The organism is Mesotoga sp. B105.6.4 (assembly GCF_002896535.1).
In the GTDB taxonomy this organism is placed as follows: Bacteria; Thermotogota; Thermotogae; order Petrotogales; family Kosmotogaceae; genus Mesotoga.
Genome location: NZ_JWIM01000059.1, coordinates 1 through 26,872 on the forward strand (window position 1 = coordinate 1; position 26,872 = coordinate 26,872).

Consider the following 26,872-nt stretch of genomic DNA (forward strand, 5'->3'; position numbering starts at 1 on the left):
AGTAATTACTTGTTTCAATTCCTCTTAGGTATTCTGAAAGCAATATCATTTTCTATTACCTCCTTTTCGATTTCTTTCTGTTTCAATTCCTCATAGGTAGTCTGAAAGCCGGCAATTCTAGCCTCGGTCTGAGCCTTCATAAGCTGTTTCAATTCCTCATAGGTAGTCTGAAAGCCTCGACATAGAGAAGCGCGCTTCTGGAATCAAGGTGTTTCAATTCCTCATAGGTAGTCTGAAAGCATGGATCTCGAAAAAGATCTCATAGGTTCTGAAAAGTTTCAATTCCTCATAGGTAGTCTGAAAGCTAGCATTTTCCCACTCCTCTCACTCGTCTATCCACGGTTTCAATTCCTCATAGGTAGTCTGAAAGCAACTAGGAAGCGATGTCGTAGATGTCGATAAGATATGGTTTCAATTCCTCATAGGTAGTCTGAAAGCAAACAATAGCGAATGCTCTCAAGAGCCCTGCGGTTAGTTTCAATTCCTCATAGGTAGTCTGAAAGCTCCAATTTTCTTGATTAGCCGTTGCATCTTTAATTTGTTTCAATTCCTCATAGGTAGTCTGAAAGCTCTCGTTACCCGAATGATAGTGCTGATGACAGAATAGTTTCAATTCCTCATAGGTAGTCTGAAAGCATGAAATAGGAGTTACAACGGCCGCTTCTGCTACTGTTTCAATTCCTCATAGGTAGTCTGAAAGCAGTTGCTATCAACATTCTGTCCGCTCCTGGAAGTGGTTTCAATTCCTCATAGGTAGTCTGAAAGCTACGTGATAGATGAGATATACAGGCGAGCCATCACTAAGTTTCAATTCCTCATAGGTAGTCTGAAAGCCATCATTATTCAGATATTTCCTCGTGAATGTATAAAAAGTTTCAATTCCTCATAGGTAGTCTGAAAGCTTTCTCATCCCTCCTCTACTAACTCGTAAGTCTGTTGTTTCAATTCCTCATAGGTAGTCTGAAAGCTGTAGGTTTGCTGAAAGACAGAAGCGGATTGGCTGGTTTCAATTCCTCATAGGTAGTCTGAAAGCTCTGGTCGAAGAAGGGTGTTAAGGAGACGGTCGAATGTTTCAATTCCTCATAGGTAGTCTGAAAGCCAGGTCGTTGGTGAGAAGCTTCCGAAGGTACGAGATTAGTTTCAATTCCTCATAGGTAGTCTGAAAGCTCCAATCCACAGGAATCGAGATAAACAGTCTTTCAAAGTTTCAATTCCTCATAGGTAGTCTGAAAGCCAGTTTCAGGCCTCATACCAATGTTCTCAGGTGTTGCAAGTTTCAATTCCTCATAGGTAGTCTGAAAGCCAACTGCGCGCAGAAATAGAGGAAAAGAGAGCTAAGTTTCAATTCCTCATAGGTAGTCTGAAAGCGCAGACACGTGCGAGCTGCATGGTTATAACGGTGCTTTGTTTCAATTCCTCATAGGTAGTCTGAAAGCAGCAAACCCTTGCAATCCTCTCGATCTTATTCAAGTTTCAATTCCTCATAGGTAGTCTGAAAGCCCTGAATAGAGTAAGAAGAGATCAGCAAAAGTATATGTTTCAATTCCTCATAGGTAGTCTGAAAGCATTGCCATAGTAACCGTAGCGTACACCCTGATTCGGTGTTTCAATTCCTCATAGGTAGTCTGAAAGCCGCAAATAGTTGAGATTATTGGAAAAGCAATTATAGTTTCAATTCCTCATAGGTAGTCTGAAAGCCGCGTCAACGTCTTTTTGAACGTCATCCATTTTAGTGAGGTTTCAATTCCTCATAGGTAGTCTGAAAGCCTTTTGCACCTTTCGTGCGCCCGCCTCCATATCCATGAGGTTTCAATTCCTCATAGGTAGTCTGAAAGCGGCACGTGGTATATGCACAATTATTCAGATGATGTCATGTTTCAATTCCTCATAGGTAGTCTGAAAGCGCATATATCAGATAGTAGTTTTCGTCCTGATCCTTGTTTCAATTCCTCATAGGTAGTCTGAAAGCTCGCTATGCGTTTCAGTTTATCCCATTCGCTCCTCTGTTTCAATTCCTCATAGGTAGTCTGAAAGCCCATCCGGCCATCAAGACTGAGCAGTGGCTGGAGATCGGTTTCAATTCCTCATAGGTAGTCTGAAAGCGGGAGTTCAGCGGATATTAGAAGCTCCGGATATGACACGTTTCAATTCCTCATAGGTAGTCTGAAAGCCGTTTGCTGACAGGGTTCATCGAGAAAGAGTTGTTGAGTTTCAATTCCTCATAGGTAGTCTGAAAGCGATGAAATGGGAATGTGGTGATGAGATGAAATACCGGTTTCAATTCCTCATAGGTAGTCTGAAAGCTCGTAAGTGCTGTTTGGCTCTGAGAGCCAAAACGTAAGTTTCAATTCCTCATAGGTAGTCTGAAAGCTCCGGAGAAGCTCGCAAAGATGGCATGGAAACAGATGTTTCAATTCCTCATAGGTAGTCTGAAAGCGCTCAAACTTGCTTGCTGAGATGCAGCAATACTCCTAGTTTCAATTCCTCATAGGTAGTCTGAAAGCATTCTTCAGGCCCTCGATGACTCCGCGATACTGTTCGTGTTTCAATTCCTCATAGGTAGTCTGAAAGCTTTGGAGAGAATACAAAGAAGGCGTTCGGTGACGTGTTTCAATTCCTCATAGGTAGTCTGAAAGCTTTCGTTAGTATTCGCTTATGTCCTGCTGTAAAGAAAGTTTCAATTCCTCATAGGTAGTCTGAAAGCTTGATTGCCTGTTTTGAATGTCGAATACCAACAGGTTTCAATTCCTCATAGGTAGTCTGAAAGCGCGAGTGACATTAAAGAACTGGATTTTTTGCCCGCGTTTCAATTCCTCATAGGTAGTCTGAAAGCCGAGATTATTGTGAAGAGTCAGATGAAGGTCCAGAAGTTTCAATTCCTCATAGGTAGTCTGAAAGCCGTGACTGTGGCAAATCTCTTCAAACCGATTCGAGAGTTTCAATTCCTCATAGGTAGTCTGAAAGCAAGCTATGCGCAAGAGTCATTCATGAGACCAAGTCCAGTTTCAATTCCTCATAGGTAGTCTGAAAGCTCAACTTCAACGGAAGGCACGATCACAGTCTCAAAGCTGTTTCAATTCCTCATAGGTAGTCTGAAAGCAGAATTGCCGAATTGGAAGAAAAAAAACCTAAGGAAGTTTCAATTCCTCATAGGTAGTCTGAAAGCATGGATCCGTTTTTCTCAACCGAATCAGAGAAACCTTGTTTCAATTCCTCATAGGTAGTCTGAAAGCCCGCCTCTGTCTATCTTGAATGGCTTCAGGATACTCTAGTTTCAATTCCTCATAGGTAGTCTGAAAGCGCTGTGGGGTATGCTCGGGTAGTACTTTTGTATGTCGTTTCAATTCCTCATAGGTAGTCTGAAAGCCATCCTATTTACTCTCTCAAGAAGCCGTGGGCGACTAGTTTCAATTCCTCATAGGTAGTCTGAAAGCCATAGTAGCCTGTGGGTACGTCTGAAAGACCTGCTGTTTCAATTCCTCATAGGTAGTCTGAAAGCATCGGCTGGGTAACCATGCAATGGGCGGATACTCAGTTTCAATTCCTCATAGGTAGTCTGAAAGCTTTGACCTGAAAGCTCATGTGGCCACCTCCAGAAACTGTTTCAATTCCTCATAGGTAGTCTGAAAGCTAACTGTTTGCGACGACTGTTCAAAATTCTATCTTGTTTCAATTCCTCATAGGTAGTCTGAAAGCGCTTCCCCTCGATAACCAGCTTCGTGACGTTCTTGTGTTTCAATTCCTCATAGGTAGTCTGAAAGCGGCCGAAGAGATTGAATGTGAGTGCGAAGGCTCTACGTTTCAATTCCTCATAGGTAGTCTGAAAGCATCGTGATCGTTGTGGGCACGACATATGGGGCATTGTTTCAATTCCTCATAGGTAGTCTGAAAGCCCGTTCTCGATTCCGAAATAGAAAGAAGGAGCAAGCGTTTCAATTCCTCATAGGTAGTCTGAAAGCAGGTCTCGGAGTTCTTCACTTGCGAGTCGGGAGGTTGTTTCAATTCCTCATAGGTAGTCTGAAAGCCCATTACTATATAGATTATATAGGATTTTCAGCGTTTTGAGGCAACATTGGTTCTTGCCTGTTTTTCAAAGACCGTTCTCTCACGAAATGCATAAAGAAACGAAGAGCTAAATTAGACCGCTTCTGTCGATCCCCTGGTGTTTTCAATTCATCAGGGGTCGACGGAGCTAAAGGATTCCGTCATCAGCTACTTGTTTCTTATCTATTCCGAGTATTTCGAGAGTCAAGTAGTCTTCTGACCTTAGTTTGTAGATTCTCACCGAATCCTCTTCTTTGTTCATGATTTTCCCCAGTCGTTTCTTGAGTGTTTCGAGGCCTGCCTTTGTTAGCTCTCCCTCAAATACGGAATTCTGAACCCAGTCCAGGTACTGCCTGCATATTTTCAGCACTTTATTTACGCGTTTTTCGCCGATATCATAAACTAGAAGCACGTACATCTTTCAGCCTTTCCACGGGCCATACTCTTTCTCTCCTGTTATGTGCTTTTCTATCTTGTACATCTCCAGACGGATGAGATAGCGATACGAGACATTTCTTTTCAGTCCGGGGTGTTTGATAGTTGTCTTCAACTTCTCGTCGTATTCCTTCACGAAAGTCTCTTTTCCCGCATCGTTCATATAAATGCCTTCAAGGTGCTTCGCAAAGTGTTTGGCCTGAATCTGCTTCTTGTTTATCAGGGAGAATATCAAACGGTCTACAAGAATCGGCTTGAAGACCTCGGCGACATCTAGGTTCAGAGAGAAGCTACGGAAATTCGTTGTGTGAAGGTATCCGATCCTCGGATCGAGGTGAGTACGATAAATCTCTCCCAGAACGGTTGTATAGAGCATTGTGTTCCCGAAACTTATCAGAGCATTGAGTCTGTTGAGAGGCGGCTGTCTCGTTCTTGAAACGAACTCAAAGCTAGAGTTATCTATTATAGAATCAAAACACTTGTAGTATAGGTCCCTGAAGTTCCCCTCTATTGCCATCGCTTCATCTATGGTCCCAGTATCTTCAAGGCGTTCTTTCAGTGCGTTTAAACCTTCTATTTCTCTTTCGAGATCCTTTCCGCGTCTGTTGTAGTAAGTCAAAACACTCAGCATGTTTTGCATTGACCCTCTCACAAACCTCTTTGCAAGGTCCATGCGTTTCTTCCCGTCGTTATAAAAATTGGCCTGCTGCAGTATAAGGAAACCTGAATTCAGATGTTCTCTCGGATAGTAGGTTCCAGAATAATAATCATACCGGTTGAAAAAATGAAGAGGAATCTGCTTTTGAGTAAGAAATTCCAAGACTCTCTTGTTAAGATCTATTTCTCCGAAAGCGCAGATTGAATCCGTCTGTTCGACGGGAAGATGAACCTTTTTTCCGTCTTCTTTTTCAAAGACCAGGGTATTGTTCATTCTCACAAGCTTTCCCGAAGTAAAAAGGTACAGCATTCGCTTCATGTCATCACACCCAACAATAAGTGTAGTAAGCACAGTTTTTGCACTTGTTCTGAGTCCGCTCGATCTCCGGAATCGGGCCTTCTACGAGTTTCTGTACTTCTTCGCATAACTTCTTTATTCTGTCTTCTTCTTCATCAGTCAGAGTAATCGTTATCTTCTTTTTCTCTTTCGGCACCAGCAGCTGTCCCTCTGCCTGAACTCCCATTTCTTTTAGCCTCAGAAGGTAGAATAGCAGCTGATCTCTGGCACCTTCAAGAGAGTACTTGGACTTCTTTATCTCGCTGACGATGGTTTTTCCCTTTTTCTCTTCGACCATGTCGATTTTTATGTTGTCTATAGAGATATCTTTTTCTCCTCTGTTTTCGTAAGATGTTTCATGGATGAGCCTACCAAGTGCAAGGTTCATATCTTCGCTTTCGGGAAATATTCTGTGGGCTACTAACCATGCTTCCCTGGCACAGTAGGAATATGAAAGCACAAGGTAACCGGTAATATCTATCAATAAATGTCACACCCGGCCAAGTGGAATCCCGTCGATTCGTCGTAATAGCGTTCTAGCTCGTCTTTCTGAACGTAGCAAAACCCGCTTACTACTGGTGGAAGATCTGCTTCACTCTCATCATGTTTTACGCGATAGTTGATTATGTAAGGTGCGAGTTTTCTTACGATGCTTTTCTTTTCCGCCAGAAGCTTGAATTTATCTTCCGCCGTGGTGGGCCTTTGAAGGACGTCTGTGTAATCTCGCCACGCGGCCTCTGCATTCTCATCAATTTCAAGAAAGACGGGGAAAGTCCTACCGCTCTCATCGATCAGCTTGAAATCAGCGATTTTGGCAAATTCCAACTTGTATATGCTTTCAAGAATCTCCTTTGACTTTATTTCAATGCCTGATTTTTCAATGGCTCGAAAGTAGTCTTCAACGAGGGAATAGAGTTCCGATTCATTGTATAGGGTATTATTCATAGCTTTTTTGGTAGCGGATAACAAAACTGAGTCATAGATCTTGCTCGGTGCACGGTGATTGTTGAAATCCGTAAGTTCGATCAGTTTAATTTTACCTGCTTCTTTTTTATTAGATCTGTTGACTCTTCCGGCGACCTGAACGATACTGTCAAGGGGACCCATGTCGCGGATGCAGTAGTCGAAATCCAGGTCGACACCTGCTTCGACAAGCTGGGTTGTAACCAGTATGCAAGAGCCGCCTTCGTTTTTTATACTTTGTATTCTCTGCCTTCGAACTTCTGGCGGAACTTTCGTAGACAGATAGTAGAGTTTTTCAGCTTCTGTTTCATACAACTCAAGAATTTTCTTGAAAGTAGCTTCAGCCGAAGCTATTGTATTCATAACAATCATCAAAGATTTCTCAGACGAGACCGCTTCTTCCACAGTATCCGGCAGCAGGTTACTTGTGAATTCTTCAAAGGACATCTCGTCGATACGTTCCAGTTCAAATCTGTTGAGCGGAATATCTTCACTGAAAAGAGATTCGGCGCTAAGGCCGAAACACGATGGCATGGTTGCGGTAGAGAATATGAATCTTGTACCACCATATTTGGCGAGTAGCTGCATCACTTTCCCGGTAAGGTCCCAGTATCTTGTGGGAATTGCCTGAATCTCATCCAACACAACTATGGAACCCGGAATCCTGAAGAATTTTGGGGTCCTCTTTCTTGTGAAAATCGAATGGAAGAAGCTCACAAATGTGGTAATAGTTAGCTCGCTGTTCCACGAGTTTATCAGGAGGTCTGCCTCATACTTCTCGTAGTTCTCATCTTCGTTGTCCGTGCCAAAATCTATCTCCGAAAGATGATGCTGCTGTAATAACTGATTTGGAGTCGGTTCGGTCCTACCCGTTTCAACGAAGAGCTTTCGCGCGACATCGTAAGTCTGATCTATTATGCTAAGGAAAGGAAGGCAGTATATAATCCTTGGAATATAGCCTTCTTTCGTTAGGTTTTTTCGCAATTTTATGGCCAGTGAGAGAAGGGTCAATGTTTTCCCGATACCGGTAGGTCCTTTAAGTGCACCAACTTCGAAGTCGATATTTGATGTCGCAAGGTCGTAGAATTTGCTCCTAAGAAGGTTCATGGGATCAGTCCCCGGCATGTCAAAGCCTTTCGCTTTCCTGTAGTCTTCCACAAGTGTTTCGGGGAGATTGCCCCTCTCAGGCATTGGCTTATTCCTGAAGGCCGCATCGGTTTCATCTGACCAGCGCAGAAGGGATGAGAGGTACATATACAATACATAAGGTCGGATATCTTTTCTATCGTCCAGGAAGAAATCTTCGTAATAGTTCTGCCAATCATAAACTAGATCACTTAATTCATCTTTGTCAAGTGGTGGGACATCGATTTTCAGACGAAGTTTGTCGAGAAACCCTTCATTCAGATTGAGGAGCTGCCATTCTATGAGTTCTGAATCGTTGTCGAGGTCACAACCGAATCCAGGGTTTTCAGCCTGACCATGGTGCCGCTTCAAAAGGCTAACGACTATAGGGATTAGATGCTGAATTTCGTTCGGAGCGTTCAGCGTCAAGTACTTTCCTATTGCAAAAGCCCCGAGAGCGGCATGGTTTGATCTGTCTCTCTTGAATCTGCGTTTCATTATCTTGTTTTGAAATTCCGGAGTAGCCTTTCCAAGATCGTGGAAGTATGCGATGGCTTTAACCAGAAAGCCCAGGGTCTTTTCATCGACCCCGAGCAGATTTTCAAAGTCCATATATAGACTCGCGGTTTCGATTTCGGAGATCATCAGGTGATAGACACCATCGAGATGATCCATCAATGGTCTGGGCGATTCACCTTCTCTTGCCGGATGGGAATAAACTTCAAACAAGCATTATCACCTCGTCTTCAGCTCCGTTCAGTTTCACGATTACAGACTGAGAAGGGCTCTTTAACAAAAGAATTCGTTTGCTGTCTTCTTCATAGGCAATTTCCGAGTAACTCTGGACTCTTCTGTCGTTGTCCATGGAAATGGCATGTGTCTCACGGAAGAGATTTAACCCGCTCTCGAATCTGATTTCTCCCTCATCGAACAGATAGACTATGGAATCGACCAACACCTCACCATTCACATCATTTGCCTCATACTCTCCGATGTAATCTATTGAGGCAATGAATTCAGAAATGCCAAGGTAAGGAGTAAAGTGTGTCTCATGGTTCTCGAGTTTTCCTTTCACAACGGATAGGAGTTCAGTGTTTCCTGTGACATAGATCCGATATTTGGGAGAGATAACGCATTCGACTGGAACAAGAATACTGCCTCCGCTCTTAGTGTGGAGGTATTTCAGATTGAAGGTGGTCTTTCTTACGGACCTTAAAACCCTGACGCCAGTCTTCAAACCCTTGGCCTCAAAATAGCTTGACTGCTCGCTTTTGCCGAAGCCTCCGCTTTGAACACCGATAATGTTCCCCAACAGCCCGACAATCGCCGTGCGGGGCGGAACAGAATAAGTCAGCGCAGATGTCGTGGTATATGGCTTTCTGAAATGGGCGTAGTCACTGGCTATGTCGAAGACGAGGACTTTCATGAGTCCTCACCTCACTTTTCCAGTTTTTCAGTCTTGCCCTCCAGTAAACCTTCTATCTCGAATGGTTCGCCATTGAGGGTGAGCTTCAGTCTAGGGTCTATTCTGTATCGAACTTTCTGTATGGAGTTTCCGTATTTGCCGAGAAGTCCCTTAAGTTCGGAAATCTCAAGAACGAAATCTTTGACGCCGCGGATCCTCTCCTCCTCAAGCTCCGACTTCAGCTCAATAGCCTTATCAAGCTCTCCAATATGGAAGTTCTTCTCATCTTCATAGACAACATCTATTAGGAGTCGTGGAAGCTGCTCCATCTTGGATCGGGTAATTAGATCTTTGGTGCCGTCCCACATGGCTTCAAACAGAAAATCGACATCGGCGTCAGTAAGGAGGGTTTCTTTTGCTGTGTTCTGATTGATTATTCCGTAGTAAGCAATGCAGGAATACGGAAGCTGCCACTTCTCGCTGAAACTGCGTTGCCCGCTCTCTTCATCTTTCGTAAAAGCAGCTGTTCCTTGTATAAAAACTGGATCCACTTTATGAAGGGATTTGCCAAATCTGAACTGAACAGGTCCTGTATAAGTAATGCTTTTTATGCCTTTTTCCTTTTTCTTTTTCTTATTATCATTATCTGATGAGTCCCCATCTCTTTTTCCTGATTTGAAAGCCAATGTTCCTCCAAAAAGCCTTAAATCTATGAATTTTTCTAGGAGGGTATTACTAACAATTGAAATCTTTTCAGGATTCATCTTCGTTGGATCCTCACCAAGAATATTCGTAGCTCTCTTTGTGGCAGTTATAGCTTCTCCATTAATGAAAACATCTGATTTGGCACTCCGAAAATAATCTCTTATCGTTCTTTTAAGTCGTACATCCGAGACTACGTTTAGCCCGGTAGTCTCATCCATCCTCGGTTTGTTCTCGTCCATAGGATCTCCGTTAGGATTGCCGTCCTTCACGTCATAGATAAAGACTATTTCGTGTCGGTTCTTAACCAAGTCCGCCATGCTCATTCCTCCTCTTCCACAGTTGCTTCCCCGGCAACTTCTTTTTCAGGTGAACTCATCAACAGATTCCTTGAAGCTTCTCCACACAAGAATGCATAATTCAAGTCTGTTAACGACGACCTCCAATTCATGCCAGCATTCAGTTGGTATCTTCCTGCGAGTTCAAAGAGCTTCTCGACAAATCCAATATGTGAGCCGTTCGCCATCTTCTTCGAATAGTGCTTGTACTTATCTCTTAGATAGGTGAGATGTTCTTTGAAATCGTCCGGCTTCATCCTGTAACCCTTGATCCTCTGATCGGCTGTACCATTGTATCCCTGGTCTTTCTGAATATCCACTACAAGCGCGTGGATCATTCCGATTACAAAGGTGAGCTTCAAATCATCATTTGCAAAGAAACCGGGATACCGCTCAAAATACCCTTCCAGTAATTCCTCCTTTGGCTTTTTCAAACCTAAGACCCCTCCTTCTAAAGGATTATTCAGTCTGTCCAGAAAATAACCCATTGCAACTATCGAATTGCGATCGAAGAATACACTCTTTTGTTCACTTTCTTTCGAATTCATCTTAAGAGAGTAAAAGTACCGCATCGAAGACTTCTTGAAAACATTTAAGTCTGCCTTGGTGCTCTTAAATATGGCCATCATGGATTTCAGAAAATCAGACGGCGGTACGGGATTTTCAGAATGTTCCTTCTTTAACTGAGCATAACCCTTGAAAATCTTCCATAGTATTTCAAATCTGATTCTGGGAGAATCCAAAGGTTTAAGCTCGGCCTCGATATCATCTGCTGTTTTTGCTATGGCCTTCAACCTGGAAGGAGGAACGTCTTCAATGTTCAGGTAAACTTTTACCTCATCCTTTCTTCTTGCCTTGACAAAGAAAACGAAATTCAGGGTCGAATATGCATCTCCTTTGCTGAGCTTCTTGATGAGCCTTGCTTCGAATTTCCCGTATTTGCCATCTTCTCCTCTGAACGAATCTGTAAGGTTCTTAAGTGCTGAAAGGCTATTTTCGGTGAACTGCTGGCTCTTGCCTATTTTGTTACCCGCGAATCTTGGAAGAACGTAAACTTGTGAATCATAGAAGTTGAGAGTTAATTTGTCATCGGCAATCCTTTTACCCAGGGCAAGTTTGGAGAAACAGTCCTGGCAGAGAGGCATAGTAACATCGTGACTCTTGTTGCTCATCATATGTGCAAAACCAGGCTGGTCAATTGTGGCAAACTTGAAGATATTGCTAACTCTGGCACCAACTTCGGTTTCTTTCCCGCACAAAAAGCAAACGCCCCTTCGGGAGTTCGGAAGCCTCTGGACTTCATTTAGAAATGCAGTTCTGAACTCCTTGAACGCTCCCACAGATCGTCCATCGATCAAAACAGTCAAGAAATAGAATTCATTCTTCTCGGTAATCTGCTCAGCCTGTTCCTCAATATCGCTGACGATCTTCTCTTTGTTTTCTGAAAGAATATCTTTGATGCCATTCGCAAGTGTACCGGGATGCATCTCACAGAACTTTACGAATCTGTCAATCAAACCTACGGGGCCTTTTTTTGAAGGTTTGAGAGTCAAAGAGTATGGATCCGGTTTTGCAGGAGGGGTCTTTCTGTAGAGGTAATTGGCATCTGTTTTGTATCCTAAGCTACAGCCGGAATAGAGTAGTTTGTCGTTTTTTGTTTCCAGATTTATCGTTACGATTCTGGTGTATTTTTTGCCGAGATCCTCCGTCAATTGCTGGGTTTCATCGAACTCATCTTCATGGCAAATTCCAATTTCGAAGAAACTCTTGATCAATTCTGATCACCTCCTTTCACTGATTTCTATCATTCCAAATCCCTGTGCATTCTTTGAACCTAGTCCCCAGTAGTAAGCTATCGATATAAGCTCCGGATCTGCGTTGAGCTCAAAGCGGAAGTCCCAGGCAATTTGAGTGAAATCCTTGTACTTGACAATTCGTTGAACAGGTCTTGAGGCAAGTTTGAAGGAGAAGGATTCTCTTGCTCTGACGGAATTACCCAATGCACTTGCCTTTCTGTTGAGGTTTTCCTGAATCTGAATTGCGAAATCTTTCTCTGCCGGATTGTAGAAATATGTTTTCTTTCTCCCGTCTGCTGTCATGAGAGTCGAATAGACAGTTATTGGTGATATTGTTTTGGCCGCTATGTATTTCGTTTCCGGAAGTGTTGGTTCTACTTCTATCGATCTAAGATCAAGGGTTGCACCGAGAAGTTTAATCCCCCCGTTCTTCATAAGACCGTTTGCAAAGGCTTGGACATAGTCTTCTAGTGGCGATGAGAAGTGCAAGCAAATCGGAGAAGTTAGCGAGATTGAGCCTTCATTAATGCTTTGTTTGTGACCAAAGAGTCGAGAGAAAGTGAATGGTCTTAGGGTTCTTTTATTCACGGTTAGGCCAAAGTCGTGGCTTTCCGGGATTACGTCTGAGAGTATCTTGTATATTGCCGACTGAAGTGGGTGTGAGTAGCTAATTGGAAGAGAGATAGGTTTTTCGCTTTTAAGTGAGACTTTTATTCTCAAAGTGAAACCTCCATAAAGCGGCCTCTTATATTGGTTTTTTGAATAAGTGACATGAATTCACTTGGGCAGTCTAGAAAAACGAAGCCCGGGGTTTCAAATGCTGCGAGCAATCGCAAAACCATCACCTCAATTCATCTTGTGTAGGCAATATTCATTTGACAATTAGTGTTAAGGTAACAACGTAATGCCCTATTTAAGCGATTCATAATTGTTCTGGCAAAGACTTCATAAGGCTTGATTTATGTTCATTATATCGCTTGTAACAAATAAATCAAAATCCAAGAATGTATTAAGGCCTTTTGAAAGGATGCAACGGATTATGCGGTTACAAAGACACGAAAGTGTCGAAAAACAAGAGCTTCTGAAAGGATCTACAAGTAAGAATTGCACTGGCACATAAGGATAGAAAAACTCACCTCCCTGTAGTAAGTGGCTGAAGTATCGCCCATTCGAAGAGTAATTGGTTCAAGTCCAAACACCAGTGTGGACAAAACAAATAAGAGAAAGAAGTCAGTTCTTCTCATTTCGATCCTCCTTCTCTCGTTTCAAGCTTCCCCAAAAAACGATCGGATCCAAACAAAATTATAAAGGAGTTTACATTGAAAACAAAATTAAGCGCTTTCGATTGTTTAAAAAAGACCCGGCTCTGAAGCCGGGCCAAAAAAGAAGGTGAAAAACACTTGGTTCTTTTTGTGTCCTTGTCGCTCATAAACATTACGTTTCTCAATCGCTATCTGCAAATAGCAATTACTTCACCAGCACCTTCATCGCCGTTTTCCAAAGTCCCGGATAAGACCCATCACGTTTCAAGAATTCTCATGAAGCCATCGAAGCTGGTTATGACGTCCTGTAAGTTCGAAGCTATTATGCTGTTTCTTGCATTCCTTTGCTTCTTACCTGGTTTCATAGCTGACATGAACTGGCCAACAAAAGAAATTGTTAATGCAATCCAAAGTCATTGACGCAAACCAAGCACTACAGTATTCGCATTTTAACCTAAATTTCTTCATAATATCGAATCTGGTTCCTCCAGTACTGCTTTGCACAGAAACTTCCGAAGAAAACAGGATCAACCAATTTTACGAACAACTCCAGATACCAATGCAGTTATAATACTTATTCCGTTGCATTATTGGTGATTTCCCCTGATAGCAGGTGCCAATAGTAGTCTGAACACATAAATTGATATGAAATTGACCAGAGAAGTCTGTTTCAGTTATTTTTGGGAAAAGAATCGCACGATTTTTCTGACTTTTAGCTTGCCCTTCCGTAGAAGTGGTTAACGAACCCTACAATGAATGTCATGTCGTATTCTCTGGGAAACACTATGTCTTCTCCCATGGAGAAAAGTTCAGGGAACTTCACTGCCAGTTTTCTCAGCTCTTCCCTTGTGGATGATGTAAGAGGCTCGGTGTTGGAGGTCTCTTTCGAGAGACAGACATAATGTGCAGTGCTAAGATCGTCTGTAAGGTCCGAGACAGAGATTATCGTGTAGGGGATTAATCTCTCCGTTTCCATCCGCTTAATCTCCAGGAGAACTCTCAAAAGTCTTTCCGAAAATTCTGCGACCAGTTTCTCTTTAGCCTGTTCGAAAGACATCCCTGATTTCTTGAATTCTTCGAGTTTCTTTCTGCAAAGAAGTATCTCACGACGTGTTACAGACTCTGTATAGACCAGCCCATTAATACTGGCCGAGTTCTCCCACTGTCTTTCGAGCGCGAGGTGATTAAGCTTTCTCTCAACCGCCGACCTAACTATTTCTTCCAGTTCTTCATGCCAGTTCCAGCTCATGTTATCATCTCCTTAAATCTCTTCCCTTGAAGTTGATTGCTGATTTACAGGATGTCCAGGATGGTTACTATCCGTGTCGATTCTCTTCTCCTTTTCCGATGTTGCTTACAAGCACGGATTCCTGTCTTTCTCTCAACTCAGTTTAGTTTTAGTTAGACAGCTCATTATCTGCCGGGAACCATCGAGGGGTCTCGCCGGTATCGTACCGGGCTACTTCCGTTTAAAGAAAAAGAAAAATTTGAAAAGAGGTCAGCGGACAGTGCGATAGCCTGTAGTATGCACTCGGCAAATCGCGTAGAATCTGTTCCGTTCAATTCAATTTCCGTCTCTTTTGCGATTTTGAGACACTCCTTCTTCAGGCAGAAACAAATTGCTGAACTGTTCCCTTTCGGCTTCCGTAAGTTTAGCTATCTCTGCCTCAAGATCGCTAATCTTCTTTCTGAGTTTTTCCGCCGCCTTTCTGTACTTCAGAAACCTCTTTTCATCCACTATCGGGATTTTGATGTTCTCAACATTTCGTACACTCAGACCTCTTATCACCGTCCCTGTGGAAATCTGGGTTAGCAGGGACCTGCCATATTCGCTCCTTAGCAGTTCATAAAGCGCCCGGGCCGGGTATCTCCCCTGATCAACTCTTATGCGGATTAGATTCGCCCCTATCGCTACAATTATCCCTTCATCATACTCCCTAACCATCGCCACTTTATCTACGGTGCCCTTCGCCGATAGAACTATATCGCCCGGATAAAGCTGAATTCTTTCGACCTCGTCCCTATCTTCGATGTATATTGTCTCCGCCTTTTCAAGATTCAACTCCCCGTTTCCCTCAATGTCGGAAATCTTGAGCACATGAACCTTAAAGGCACTGCCTTTCTCCGTAGTGGTCTTCAATCTCCTCTTATCAGTGCCCGAGGAAACCTCGGCGATTTCCCCAATTCTTACGCCCGGAAGCTTTGAGATAGCTTTGACAAGTTTCGCTTCTTCTTTGGATGAGGGTATCTGCATAATATAGGCTGATGGCAGAAGAGAAAACCCGTGCGTTTCCATCTCGGAGAACGACACTATTCGCGATAAGCCGTCTATGTCCTCCCACTTGCTGTATGTATCAAGTGCGAGTTCTACCAGTGATGATCCAGATAGTTCTTTGTCAAGAGCCGTACCCGAAATAGAGATCATGAGAACCGATCCTTTTCGCGACTCCTGTTTGTCCCTGTTTAATATGAGAATGCTGCTTGCAGGCACAGAAAGGTTTGACGGTAACGAGGGAAGTTGGATGACTGCTTCGACGAGGTCATGCTTGACAAGGTTCTGCCTTATGATTCCGTCGGCGAGTTCCCTTATGAGGGCGCCGTTTTGTATAGAGGCGACAAGTTTTCCGTTCTTCTTCAATGAGCTGATTCCGTGCTCAATGAAAGCCCATTCGCCTGTCCTGGGGATACCGTAGATGAATCTCATATAACTATCGCTTTCAAGATCTTCCCTTCCCAGTCTCATTCCCATTGGCGGCTCGCAAACAACCCTGTCAAACTGTTTGACTGAATAACCTTTAGTATGTATAGGACTTCCAAGAGTGTCTCCGCAAGCCAGACCTTCTGAACAAACATCCAGTACTTCCATAATGACTCTAGTGAGGATACATATTTCCCTATCTATCTCCTGCCCGGCTATTCTCACCGGCCTGTTGCCAGACCTTTCAGATAGATACCTGAAGGGTCTGCCGTAGCCAAAAGCGGGATCGTATACCACCATTTGCGGATCATATTCAAGAACGCCAACCATTATGTCTATGAACAATTGAGGCAGCAAGGCAAGCCCATGTCTGTTAGTCTCTTCAAATGTCTTCGTCATGAGATCGTATATGGAGTAAGCTGTCTTTCTAATTTCCGCCTTCTCGACCGAATTAATAACGCCCTCAAGATATTCCAGGGCAGTATCTACGAATATGCTTTCGTTCTGGCAAATCGATTCTGCAGAACCCAGAATCTCATTGAAAGGAATGTGGGGGTATTTTTCCGAAAGATACTCTGTTTCCTCTCGAAGCAGACAGTATCTTCTTGACGAAGGACTGGCGGTTACTGGAATCGGGCCATCTTTGAGCCGCGTTTTTCTTGCCAGCATTTTCAACCAAATGAAGCCAAATACACTCCTCACTGCTCTCTCGCTGCCCGTTCTGTCTCTTAGTAGAGAAATGAGACTCCAAAGGTTCTTCTCGAATTCTTTAATGTCCAGCATGCTGACACTCCTACGACCAGTTCCATCTGGCAGTCTTGTTCTTATAAGCGGTTATTACCACATTCCCTACGACCACAAGTCTTAATCCGTTTAGAGAACCATGTTCTCTATCGACATGTTTCTTACCGACAAATACGTGCACTGCGTTACTAATATGCTTCTTTGCCCCGTTCATTAGAGCATAGATCAGATCCTCTTTATTGATACCTCTTTGATTCATCCGCCTCAAAACATGATCAGACAAGTACAAACCCGTTGAAGCCAGTTCTCTCATCATGCATCACCTCCCGGTGGCCTTTCAAATATATACTATCACAAACGGTATTCGGTAAGTCATACTATATACATTACAACATAATTAAGTATTGCATAACCCAACAATCTTTCAGATCCATTCATGCTTCTGCGTAAACCTAAGACATTGCATTGGGCAAGCGTGAAAAGTAAACCCCGTCGAACCGGGGTCTGGTTATAGTTTTTATTCAGCATTTAAACAGCACTGAGCAAGACTTCCGCGCAAAAGATGCACGTGCACATTAATATAAACAAGAGAAGACAGAACAAAAGATATTCTTTCTCCTAAAGGAGAAACGAAAGTTTGGCTTTCGCTTGAACTGGAAAAGTTGAGAAATCAAGGATATTCTTGCTGACAGGACAGGACTTGGAATCGTTCTTTGTTTAGATCAATCGAGAAAGGGTATATCGAGACGTTGCTGTGCTCACAAGAAGGCGAGAGATAGAAAAGCCAGTCTGCTGCGCAGGCCAGTCAAGAGGCGAGAATCATCGCCGCCGGTACCACTTCGTGGTGCCAGTCTCAGCTTCAAGCTGAGGCCAGTCACTGCAAGCAGTGGCAACATAGTGACTTTCATTTTGCTTGCAGTATTGGCTATTATCAGAACTTCAACTGACAAGCGCGTAAGAGACAACCGAAAGGACCGGCACAGATACTAATCTCCTGGCGCAGTCTTATACATAAGGGCAGTCTCAATATGAGTGATCTTGTAGGAAGTCGTACAGGATCTCTGCGGTTGTGAAGGCGAGGGCGGTAACGGTGTCGGCCGCCCCGTAGTATATGGCGATTCTGCCCGTTTCGGGGTCCTGAAGGCTTGCGCAGGGGAAGGTGACGTTGGGGACGTCGCCAATGTTTTCGTAAGGCATTCTCGGGTTGAGTATGTAGTGTTTCGACCTTTTGATTACTTTCCAGGGCCTCTCCAGATCGAGGAGAACCACTCCGGCGCTGTACACGAAGCCGTTGCAGGATGTCCATACTCCGTGATAGATTAGCAGCCAACCTTCCGAGGTCTCTATCGGAATAGGTCCGGCCCCCACTTTGGTCGATTGCCAGCCAGACACGGGTGACATTACATGCCTGTGGCAGCCCCAGTGAATCATGTCGGGGCTCTCGCTGTAGAAGATGTCTCCGAAGGGAGTGTGGCCGTTGTCGCTCGGCCGGCTCAACATTGCAAACTTTCCTTTGATCTTTCTCGGGAAGAGGACCCCGTTTCTGTTGAAGGGAAGGAATGCGTTCTCAAACTGATAAAATCTCTCAAAATCGTAAGTGTAGCCAACGCCTATGGTAGGCCCGTGATAACCGTTGCACCAGGTTATGTAATATCTGTCTTCCAGGAAGACGACTCTGGGATCGTATCCGTAAACGAATCGGCCGATTTCCGGGTCTTCGGCATTAAATTCGATTTTCTCCTGATCTATGTTCCACGAGAATCCGTCTTCGCTTCTTCCCGAGTGAAGCTCCATGACAAGCTCTTTCGTATCTATACGGAATACTCCCCTGAATTCATCCTTGTAGGCTACGACGGCGCTGTTGAAGATGCTGTTTGCGTCTCTCACCGTTTCCCGTGTGATTATGGGGTTTTTCGAGTATCTCCAGACCGGTTCGAGATAATCTTTGGGTCTCTCTTCCCAGGGGAGATTTTTGAGTTTATGGCCGAGCATTGTGATTGACAAAGAGGTCCTCTCCTTCCTCTCTCCTATATGACTTTAACCGAGTCCCTTTCGACGAGGGCCGTGGGCAGAACTATATTCCTGAATACTCTCTTCTGGGTGAGCCTCAATCTCTCTATAAGCAGCTGGGCCGCGGCGCTTCCCATTTCGATTCTCGGTTGCGAGACGGTGGTTAATGCGGGGATCGTATAGGGCGCGTGAACGGAATCGTCGAACCCGATCACGGATACGTCGTCTGGGACACGAACACCGTTTTTGTGAAGCTCCTGCATTGCCCCCATTGCCACGTGGTCGTTGACGGCAAAGATCGCCGTGAAGTCGATACCGAAATCCCGAAGGTAATCACGGATCGCCTCATGCCCGTGGTGAGGTTCGAAGCCCCCTATCCTCGCGACTTTCAGATCGAAATCCGAGGTCCTCGAAGCGAATTTTCTCAGCCCCTTCAACCTCTCCTTTGAAGCATGCACTCCTTCCTGCCCCGGGAGAAAGAGGACCCGTCTGTGCCCCTTTTCGTAAAGGAATTTTGCAACGTTGTATGCGGCAAAGGAGTTGTCTATGTTTACGGAGTCGGCCTTTATTTCTCTTATTGGGGAGTCGACGGCGACAACGACTATCCCACTCTCTATGAACCTGTTGAGCATGTGCTCGTCGCTGTGAAGAGTCGCAACTATGACTCCATCTACCTTTCGCTGAAAGTATTCGTTCAGAATCTCTTGTTCACGACTGACCATTTCTCTGGCCATGGCAAGCATCACGTTGAAACCGTTTTTGTGAGCATAATCCTCAACTCCCATGAAGATTTCGCCGTAATGGTTTCCCATTGTGTTGGGCAGGAGGACGCCCAGGGTTCTGTATAGGCTCTTCTTTCGAATCGAAGGCATGGGATGGTAGTTGAGTCTATTGATCACCCTCAACACGCGCAGCTTCGTATCTTCGGAAACATAGCCGCTTCCGTTCAATACCCGAGAGACGGTCGCAATCGAAACCTCGGCTTCGGCAGCGACATCCTTTATCGTCACCATCCAGTCCTTTCCCCCTATTCGATGAGCAGGGTTTCGTCAAAAATGTCGTACGGCTCTTTCAGCATCTTCTTGAAACCATTAACCGAGCCTTGCTTTATGATTTCTTTCAAAAGGTAGTAGGAGGGTCTCGGAGTGAGGCTTCCATCTTTGAAGTCCACACTGACCAGTCCAAAACGCATCCCAAGGCCGGAGGCCCATTCATAGTTGTCGGCGAGAGACCAGTGCATGTACCCCTTCACGCTGAAGCCCTCTTCAATAAGCTTTTCCACTGCTTTCAGGTGGCCTATGAGATAGTATGGCCTCAGTCCGTCCGTGGCATCGGCGATTCCATTCTCGGTTACGAAGACTGGAACGTCGTACCTTCTCATAGTCGTCTTCAGTATATTGTATAACCCTTCGGGGTAGATCTCCCAGCCGAAATCGCTTGTCGGTCTGCCCGATCTGGAAAGCGAGGTGGGCTTGCAGCCCTGCCCAAATCCCGGCAGGGTTCTGTATCCGCTGTCGCTCTCTTCATCGCTTTCTACTACCATCCGTGAATAGTAATTCAGGCCCAGAAAGTCCGTACTATCTTTTATGCGGTCGATAAATTCAAACTGAGCTTTCAGGGCAGAATCGACCGCCCTTTCCTCCCCGTCTATCCAGCTCAAAGCGTAGATCAGCCCTACCGGAGAGCTCGTTTCTTTCTTTAGTTCCTCGTATCCAAGTAGATGGGCATTGATTAGATTGTCGCGGGCTACCCGCGCCAGTTCGGGCCTGATTATCGAGGGAGGGAACCCGGAGGCTCTGTTTCTGTATCCAAGCGTAGCCAAGACGTTTGGTTCATTCTCGGTCGACCACATGTCGACGATGTCTCCGAGTCTCCTTCCGCAGAGACCGGCAAATTTACGGAATTCCTCCGCAGCGCGGGGATCGGCCCAGCCCCCGGCGGTGAAATCGGAGTATCTGTTGACCCTAATCGGTTCGTGGAGCCAAATGGGGAGTGAGAAATGGTTGAGATTGACTATCACCTTCATTCCTCGGTTTCTTATGTCCCCGATGATCCCTCTGTAATGCTCTATCGCTTCAGTGTTGCATATGTCATCCAAATCATCTGCCCATCTCTCGAAAGTCGGTTTGGGGAGGATTCTAGACCACTCCAGACCTATTCGTATTATCTTCATTCCCGCGCCGGCAGCAAGTCTGTGGAACTCCTCGAAACCTGTCCAGTAATTCGGCCCGCTTTCGGGAAACGTCCCGCTGACTATCCCGTTTTCGATGTTCAATTTATCATGAGCCCAAACGTACCAGTCCGAGCCGCGGTCGATGCTCTCGGGGGAGCTCCTACCCATTTCAAACTGAAATCCCGAAAGAGAGGCACCGAACAGGAAATCTTCGCCAAACATGTCTTCATCTCCTTTGTACGGCAACATAGTGATCCTCTTCAACTTCCACCATTTCATGTTCCGCGTCCACGATGGGATCGAAACACTTCCGTCCGTCTATTTTCTTTTTGTGATCGCTTTCAATATCCTCCCACTTTTTGTCGAGCCTCGGTACTGAAGAGAGAAGTTTGCATGTGTAATGGTGCTGGGGGTTGAAGAAAACTTTGTCAGTTCTTCCCATTTCTACGACATGACCTTTGAACAGTATCACAGCTCTTTCGCTCAAATAGTAGCCGAGAGACAGGTCATGAGTTATGAAGAGGATTGAAAGCCCCTTCTTTTTGAGGTCTGCGAGCAGGTTCAAAACGTCGATTCTTGTAGAGGCGTCGAGCATGCTAATCAGTTCGTCGGCAACTAGAAGGTTCACGTCCAGCAGCAGGGCCCTGGATATCAGGATTCTCTGGAGCTGTCCGCCGCTCAGCTGATGAGGATACTTGCCCAGAATCTGATCCGGATCGAGGCCAACCAGTTTCAGGACCGTGTGGACCTTGTCCAGCCAGTCGCTGTAGTGCATCTTCGCAAAGAAGACCGATCTAAGATTCTCGAAGACTCTGTCAACTTTGAAGATAGGATTATAGGAGCTGAAGGGATCCTGAAAGACGCCCTGGACCTTTCTGTAGTAGTCTCTTAGCTCGGCGCTCTTCAGCCCGCTTATATCGCGTCCGTCAAGTCGTATTTCCCCTTCAGTGATCGTCAGCAATCTCAAGATCATCTTTCCTATGGTGCTTTTTCCGCTCCCGCTTTCGCCTATGAGCGAGGTGACCTCTCCCTCTTCGATCTTGAATGAGACATTGTTCACGGCCTTGAGCCTGCCTGAAGAGAACATTCCCGTCTTGAAGACCTTCGTCAGATTAATGAGCTCAAGCATCTAGTTCACTCCCCAGCAGGCCACCCAGTGTGAAGGCTCAATTTCAACCATGGGCGGTTCCTCTTCGCACTTTTCGAAGGCGATCGGGCATCTGTCCCTGAATCTGCAGCCCCGCGGAGGCGAGAGGAGTTGAGGGGGTTTTCCAGGGATCCCTTTCAGTCTCTTATCTGTGTAGTGAACGCCGACCTCCGGCAGAGACGAGATAAGCATCTTCGTGTAGGGATGGACGGGCCTTTTTATTATCACTTCCGTGGCGGCCCGCTCGACAAGCTTGCCCGCGTACATTATAAGAATAGAATCGGCTATCTGGTAGAGGATGGAGATGTCATGGGTAACGAAGATGATGCTTTTGACGAAGCCCTTGTCCCTGAACTCCACGATCATCTCAGCCACTGCTCGCTGAGTCGAGACATCCAGGGCCGATGTGATCTCGTCGGCTATCAGCAGAGAGGGATTCAGAAGCGTCGAGATAACCATTACGGCCCTCTGCTTCATTCCGCCCGACAGTTCTACGGGATACATCTTCAGGACCGAACTATCCAGACCCACGAGATCCAACCTCCTGTTGAGTTCGGGGAGAGTTTTTTCGTAACCCACACCGTGACAGGCGAGAAGATCTGAGATGAGTCTCTTGAGCTTCACGGTGGGATTCAAGGCATTCATGGCATACTGAGGGATTATCGAGATTCTCTTGTATCTGAAGTCGTTCATCTTCCTTTGATCGCCGATTGGGAGTGGATTTCCGTCAAGAGAGGCACTGCCCTCCACGAGTTTCATCGGAAGGCGAAGCATTATTAGGGAGTTGCTGAGAGTCGATTTTCCGCAGCCCGATTCTCCGGCAATTCCTGCTATCTCCCCATCACGAAGGTCGAAACTCACACCGTCCAGTGCCTTTATATCTCCCTTAAGAGTCTGGTAATAGACTCTAAGGCCATCCACGCTTAGAGACATTGTCACAGCTCCCTCAATTTAGGATTGAAGACTTCGTCCAGTCCAGTATTCATAAAGTAGAGCGCGCCGACGATAGCCGTAATGGCTACTCCGGGAGGTATCAGCCACCACCACATTCCTAGCTGAATTGCGCTCCAAAGAACCGCATTCTGCATCATGAGTCCGAGCGAGATCCCCTGAGTCGGGCCGAGCCCGATGAAATCAAGCGTAACGGCCGCGAGAATGGCGCCTCCAAACTGGAGTATGAACGTCATGAAGAGATAGGACATCATGTTTGGAGCGATCTCCCCAAAGATTATCCTCAAGGGTTTCATGCCAGTGATTCTTGCGAGGTCCACAAAGTCCCTCGTTCTCAAAGTGAACGTCTGGGCCCTTATCGCTCTCGCCGCCCACGGCCAGGAGGTGAGCCCTATAAATATGCTCTGGACGAGTATTCCCCTGTACGGCAGATAAGCCGCAACAATGAGAAGGAGGGCCAGCGTCGGTATCACGGTTACCACATTGGTCAACATATTGAGCAGCTCGTCGATCATGCCTCCATGGTAGCCGGCTACGAAGCCGATTAGGACTCCCAGAACTGTCGCTAGACCTCCGGCAACCAATCCGACCAGGAAGGTTGACCTCAGCCCGTAAACCGTCTGCGAGAAAACATCCTGTCCGAAGGTTGTAGTTCCTAACCAGAACTCTTTTGAAGGAGGGTGGTAACCTGGCCCCGCATAATCGAGCGGTCCGTACTTCGCAAAGAGAGGTCCAAAGATCGCCAGTAAGATGAAGATCACCAGTATGAAAAAGCCGACCTTCAAACGTCCGTTCCTCAGGGCGAAGTATAGAAATTCATTCTTTGTCTTCATACAGTCTCTCCTTCTGCCGTGTGCCTGATTCTCGGATCGATCAGTATATACGCGATATCCAGAATGATGTTAGCCAACAACACGCCGACGATTATGAACAGAAAACAGCCCTGTATTAGGAAGTAATCCTGATTCATTATCGCTTCCTTTAGAAGATGTCCGATGCCGGGGTATGAAAAGACGACTTCGGTAGCAAGAGCCCCGGCAACTATGACACCTAGCTGGAGAGCCAGTCCCGTGATCTGAGGAAGGACCGCGTTCTTATAGGCATACCGTCTGACCAGTCTTCCCGAGGCACCCAGAGATTCAAGGTATCTGGAATACTCGGCCTCGAGTTCGTAGATGATCATGTTACGCATTCCGATGGCCCAGCCTCCAAATTGCACGAGAAAGAGAGAGCTGAAGGGAAGTATCCAGTGCTTCAGGAAATCCCAGATGAAGGTCCAGCTCCAGTTGGGAACCATTGAAAAACTGTAGGCACCCGCTATGGGGAGAACGTCTAGCGCGACCCCAAAGAACCAGGCCAGAAGTATACCGAGCCACATGTAGGGCGTGGCCGTAAGCACGTACCATATAGGCAAGACGATGCCGTCAAGTTTCTTCTTCCTGGCGGCGAAGGCGCCGAACTTGTTCCCGGCTATATAACTCAACATTATTGCGGGAATCAAAAGGGCAAGATCAAAGGGCAGGGCCCTGGCTATTACCCTCGTAACGGGAGCCCCTGTAACATATATGCTGACTCCGAGATCGCCTCTGAAAAGGCCCGCCCAAAAAGCGAAATACTGGTGAAGAGGCGACTTGTCCAGCCCGTAGATCTCGTTAAGGTAGCCGGCGATTACCTCGGTTGTATCCGATCTGGTGGAAAACCTAGACAGTAGATTCGTAATTGGATTGCCGGGCATGAATCGCGGTATCATCCAGTCTATCGTAACCGCAAATACAAATGTCAGCAGGTAGATTATTATCTTTCTTCTGAAATAGGCTCCCACAGTCTGAGTCTCCTTCCTTTACCCTACCCACGTGATGGAGAGCTTCATCTTCTTGCCCCACCAAAAGTTATCTTCAGTTGAAAGTGCGATACTCAATCCCTTCCGATCACCCATTTAGATTTCGAGGCTCTTCAGGCTCTCGCTTGACAGAGAGAGGCGATTAGACAGGTTTTTCTTTCTTCATAGATTGCTGAAAGTTGGTCAATCATGTTTAGAGACTGCGCGTATGAAGACCTGGGTGCAACCTTATACTCATAGGCAGTCCAGCATCTCGATCTCTCCAGTCTGTACCATTATCGCTATTATCTTTCGGAATTCGGACGTCTTGCCAGAACTCTCTTGTTTGTCACTCAGCGAAAAACAACACTGGGAGCCCGAACATGACAGGTTGAATCTCGCATGAGCCAAACCGTTTAATTTCAGTCTGCCAAAAGCCCCCACGGGCCGGAAATCCATGGGGGCGAAGATTATACTCTGCTACTTAGCCTCCAGGGCTGTCAGCATGAATATACCACCGAGCTGCCATTTTCCGTTCCAGGTACATGGATAGTAGTGAGGGCCATGTTCGCTCGGCCAGTTGGTCCAAACATTGGTACTTGCCTGGAACCACATTCCGTTGAACCAGAGGGGAACGTAGGGAATCTCTTTCAAGAAAAGCTCTTCCAGTTCCGACATGATCTTCTGCCCAGTCTCGTAGTCATCGACGGGCGTTCTGTCGAAGGCTTCCATCAACTCAAAGGCCTTGGGATTGTTGTATTTTCCGTAGTTGCCCTGAGTCTGCTGTTCTCTGATATCCCAGAATAGCCAGTAGTAGTAACTCCATACTGTGTTAGACAGGTTGCTGTTGAAGTTGTTTATCGCCATATCAAAGTTGCCGCCGTAAAGCTCGTCCTGATACCTCGAATAGTCGGGGAACTCTGCCTTTGCATTAATGCCCACGGCGTTCAGGTTGTTGGCTATTATCTTTATCGACTCCATCCAGTCGGTCCAGCCGAAAGGAACAATGATAGAGAGTTCTATCTTGGAACCGTCCGGTGCCTCGACGAATCCGTCTCCGTTAATGTCCTTGTAACCCGCATCGGCAAGGAGCCTCTTGGAGACAGACGGATCGTACTTGAATCCATACTGCTCGACAACCTTTTCATCGTAATACTTCATCCAGGCGTCGATAGGAAGAAAACCAAGCGGGTTAGACTTGATTACCTGGTTTTCGAAAACCCTTGTGACTATGTCGTCGGCGTTTATTGCCCAGGCAACGGCCTTCCTGAAGTTAACATCATCCATCGGCTTTCTGCTGTTGTTTAGAAAGAGAACTGCCGTATTGTCGGAAAGCATGTAAGGTGCGCCATCAAAATATGTGTGGATTCCGTAAGCGGATTTGACGGCGGGGATTCCGGGAAGGAAGAAGTTACTGATATCCAGTTCCCCCTTGAAGATCATACCGAGAGCTACGTTGTTTCCCGAAACGGTGAGGTAGACTATTCTCTTGGGCGTCGGCTTTATTCCCAGCTGCTCGATAGCCCACCAGTTCTCGTTTCTCAGGTAGATCATTCTGTCCTGCCCGTAACCTTCGGCTGTGTAGCAACCCGTTCCAATAGGCCCCTCATTCGCTCCAGTCAGAATTTCGGCTTCCGTCTTGTTTTTCCATATGTGCTCGGGAACCATAGGCAACTGATAGAGCTGGAAGGACCATTGCTGATACAGCGGTTCGGTGAAGTGGACGCGTACGGTCAGTCTATCTACAATCTCCACTTCTTTCATCCAGTTCCACATGGAGCTGTAATGGACTCCGGGATACTTCCTGGCGATGTCGAATGTGAACTTCACGTCTTCGGCATTGAACTCTTCTCCATCCGTCCAGTATACTCCGTCTCGAAGCTTCAGCTCGTAGGTCTTTCCGTCTATCCATCCTCCATCCACTGCAAGCCAGGGGATCATCTCGTTGCTCAGAGGATCGAACATAAACAAGTATTCATAGATGAGACCGTTGGTTCCGGTCATGATCGCCCATGGGGTGAATGGATTCCAGTTGTTCGGCGGACTCCACAGGCCTCCGCCGGCGTACAGAGTTTCCTTTCGATCGTAAACTTGACCAATAGCGAGGCTACTAACGAGTATGATGGCCAGAAGTAGTAGAATGAACCTCTTTTTCATATACCCAACCTCCTTTTCTAACCCTTACGGGCTCCGTAAACATAATATTCCTGAAAACATTTACATATTAAAGCGGCTTCAGGCCGATATTTCTCAGAAATCTGGAATT

Annotated in this window: 20 protein-coding genes and 1 CRISPR repeat array; all 20 genes read right to left on the reverse strand. The window is 45.8% G+C overall.

From position 1 onward, the window contains the following. Window positions 1-11 precede the first annotated feature (11 nt). Window positions 12-4,025: direct repeats of the CRISPR family, unit length 30 nt; unit sequence GTTTCAATTCCTCATAGGTAGTCTGAAAGC. A 167-nt stretch (window positions 4,026-4,192) separates the two neighbouring features. Further along, entirely contained in the window at window positions 4,193-4,462 is a 270-nt protein-coding gene (gene cas2, locus RJ60_RS11475; protein WP_103134757.1) for a CRISPR-associated endonuclease Cas2, read from the reverse strand. Window positions 4,463-4,465: 3 nt separating this feature from the next. After that, window positions 4,466-5,455, reverse strand: a complete 990-nt coding sequence (gene cas1b / locus RJ60_RS11480; protein WP_103134758.1) for a type I-B CRISPR-associated endonuclease Cas1b — start codon at window positions 5,453-5,455, stop codon at window positions 4,466-4,468. A 4-nt stretch (window positions 5,456-5,459) separates the two neighbouring features. Beyond that, entirely contained in the window at window positions 5,460-5,957 is a 498-nt protein-coding gene (gene cas4, locus RJ60_RS11485; RefSeq protein WP_103134759.1) for a CRISPR-associated protein Cas4, read from the reverse strand. Further along, entirely contained in the window at window positions 5,954-8,290 is a 2,337-nt protein-coding gene (locus RJ60_RS11490; RefSeq protein WP_103134760.1) for a CRISPR-associated helicase/endonuclease Cas3, read from the reverse strand. Before RJ60_RS11490 ends, cas4 begins: the two co-directional genes overlap by 4 nt. Then, window positions 8,283-8,987 (reverse strand): type I-B CRISPR-associated protein Cas5b, encoded by a 705-nt coding sequence (gene cas5b / locus RJ60_RS11495; protein WP_103134761.1) that lies wholly within the window; start codon window positions 8,985-8,987, stop codon window positions 8,283-8,285. The genes RJ60_RS11490 and cas5b overlap by 8 nt, the downstream gene beginning before the upstream one ends. A gap of 11 nt (window positions 8,988-8,998) precedes the next feature. After that, window positions 8,999-9,988 carry a type I-B CRISPR-associated protein Cas7/Csh2 gene (cas7b, locus tag RJ60_RS11500; protein ID WP_103134762.1) on the reverse strand — a complete coding sequence of 330 codons (990 nt, stop codon included), beginning with the start codon at window positions 9,986-9,988 and terminating at the stop codon, window positions 8,999-9,001. A gap of 2 nt (window positions 9,989-9,990) precedes the next feature. Beyond that, window positions 9,991-11,781, reverse strand: coding sequence for a TM1802 family CRISPR-associated protein (locus RJ60_RS11505; protein ID WP_103134763.1), 1,791 nt, complete (start codon window positions 11,779-11,781; stop codon window positions 9,991-9,993). Window positions 11,782-11,787: 6 nt separating this feature from the next. Beyond that, a complete protein-coding gene (cas6, locus tag RJ60_RS11510; RefSeq protein WP_180979940.1) occupies window positions 11,788-12,522 on the reverse strand; it encodes a CRISPR-associated endoribonuclease Cas6 in 735 nt (244 codons plus the stop codon). A gap of 371 nt (window positions 12,523-12,893) precedes the next feature. Continuing rightward, on the reverse strand, window positions 12,894-13,046 hold the full coding sequence (locus tag RJ60_RS15615) for a hypothetical protein (protein WP_180979941.1): 153 nt from the start codon (window positions 13,044-13,046) through the stop codon (window positions 12,894-12,896). Window positions 13,047-13,776: 730 nt separating this feature from the next. Further along, window positions 13,777-14,313 carry a hypothetical protein gene (locus RJ60_RS11520; protein ID WP_103134766.1) on the reverse strand — a complete coding sequence of 179 codons (537 nt, stop codon included), beginning with the start codon at window positions 14,311-14,313 and terminating at the stop codon, window positions 13,777-13,779. 315 nt (window positions 14,314-14,628) lie between these two features. Beyond that, window positions 14,629-16,545, reverse strand: coding sequence for an N-6 DNA methylase (locus RJ60_RS11525; protein ID WP_103134767.1), 1,917 nt, complete (start codon window positions 16,543-16,545; stop codon window positions 14,629-14,631). A gap of 10 nt (window positions 16,546-16,555) precedes the next feature. Continuing rightward, window positions 16,556-16,822: a DUF4258 domain-containing protein gene (locus RJ60_RS11530; protein WP_103134768.1), complete on the reverse strand. Its 267-nt coding sequence runs from the start codon at window positions 16,820-16,822 to the stop codon at window positions 16,556-16,558. Window positions 16,823-17,529: 707 nt separating this feature from the next. Beyond that, the gene (locus RJ60_RS11540) at window positions 17,530-18,498 is read right to left on the reverse strand and encodes a glycoside hydrolase family 130 protein (protein ID WP_180979942.1); all 969 of its coding nucleotides are present in this window, start codon (window positions 18,496-18,498) and stop codon (window positions 17,530-17,532) included. A 35-nt stretch (window positions 18,499-18,533) separates the two neighbouring features. Further along, entirely contained in the window at window positions 18,534-19,529 is a 996-nt protein-coding gene (locus tag RJ60_RS11545; protein WP_103134771.1) for a LacI family DNA-binding transcriptional regulator, read from the reverse strand. A gap of 14 nt (window positions 19,530-19,543) precedes the next feature. Beyond that, window positions 19,544-20,938, reverse strand: coding sequence for a glycoside hydrolase family 1 protein (locus RJ60_RS11550; protein ID WP_103134772.1), 1,395 nt, complete (start codon window positions 20,936-20,938; stop codon window positions 19,544-19,546). After that, complete coding sequence (locus tag RJ60_RS11555; protein WP_103134773.1) at window positions 20,916-21,818, reverse strand: ABC transporter ATP-binding protein; 903 nt, start codon at window positions 21,816-21,818, stop codon at window positions 20,916-20,918. Before RJ60_RS11555 ends, RJ60_RS11550 begins: the two co-directional genes overlap by 23 nt. Continuing rightward, complete coding sequence (locus RJ60_RS11560; protein ID WP_103134774.1) at window positions 21,819-22,769, reverse strand: ABC transporter ATP-binding protein; 951 nt, start codon at window positions 22,767-22,769, stop codon at window positions 21,819-21,821. 2 nt (window positions 22,770-22,771) lie between these two features. Next, window positions 22,772-23,620, reverse strand: a complete 849-nt coding sequence (locus tag RJ60_RS11565; RefSeq protein ID WP_103134775.1) for an ABC transporter permease — start codon at window positions 23,618-23,620, stop codon at window positions 22,772-22,774. Further along, window positions 23,617-24,609, reverse strand: a complete 993-nt coding sequence (locus RJ60_RS11570) for an ABC transporter permease (RefSeq protein ID WP_103134776.1) — start codon at window positions 24,607-24,609, stop codon at window positions 23,617-23,619. Before RJ60_RS11570 ends, RJ60_RS11565 begins: the two co-directional genes overlap by 4 nt. 477 nt (window positions 24,610-25,086) lie before the next feature. Beyond that, window positions 25,087-26,763, reverse strand: coding sequence for an ABC transporter substrate-binding protein (locus RJ60_RS11580; RefSeq protein WP_103134778.1), 1,677 nt, complete (start codon window positions 26,761-26,763; stop codon window positions 25,087-25,089). Window positions 26,764-26,872 lie beyond the last annotated feature (109 nt).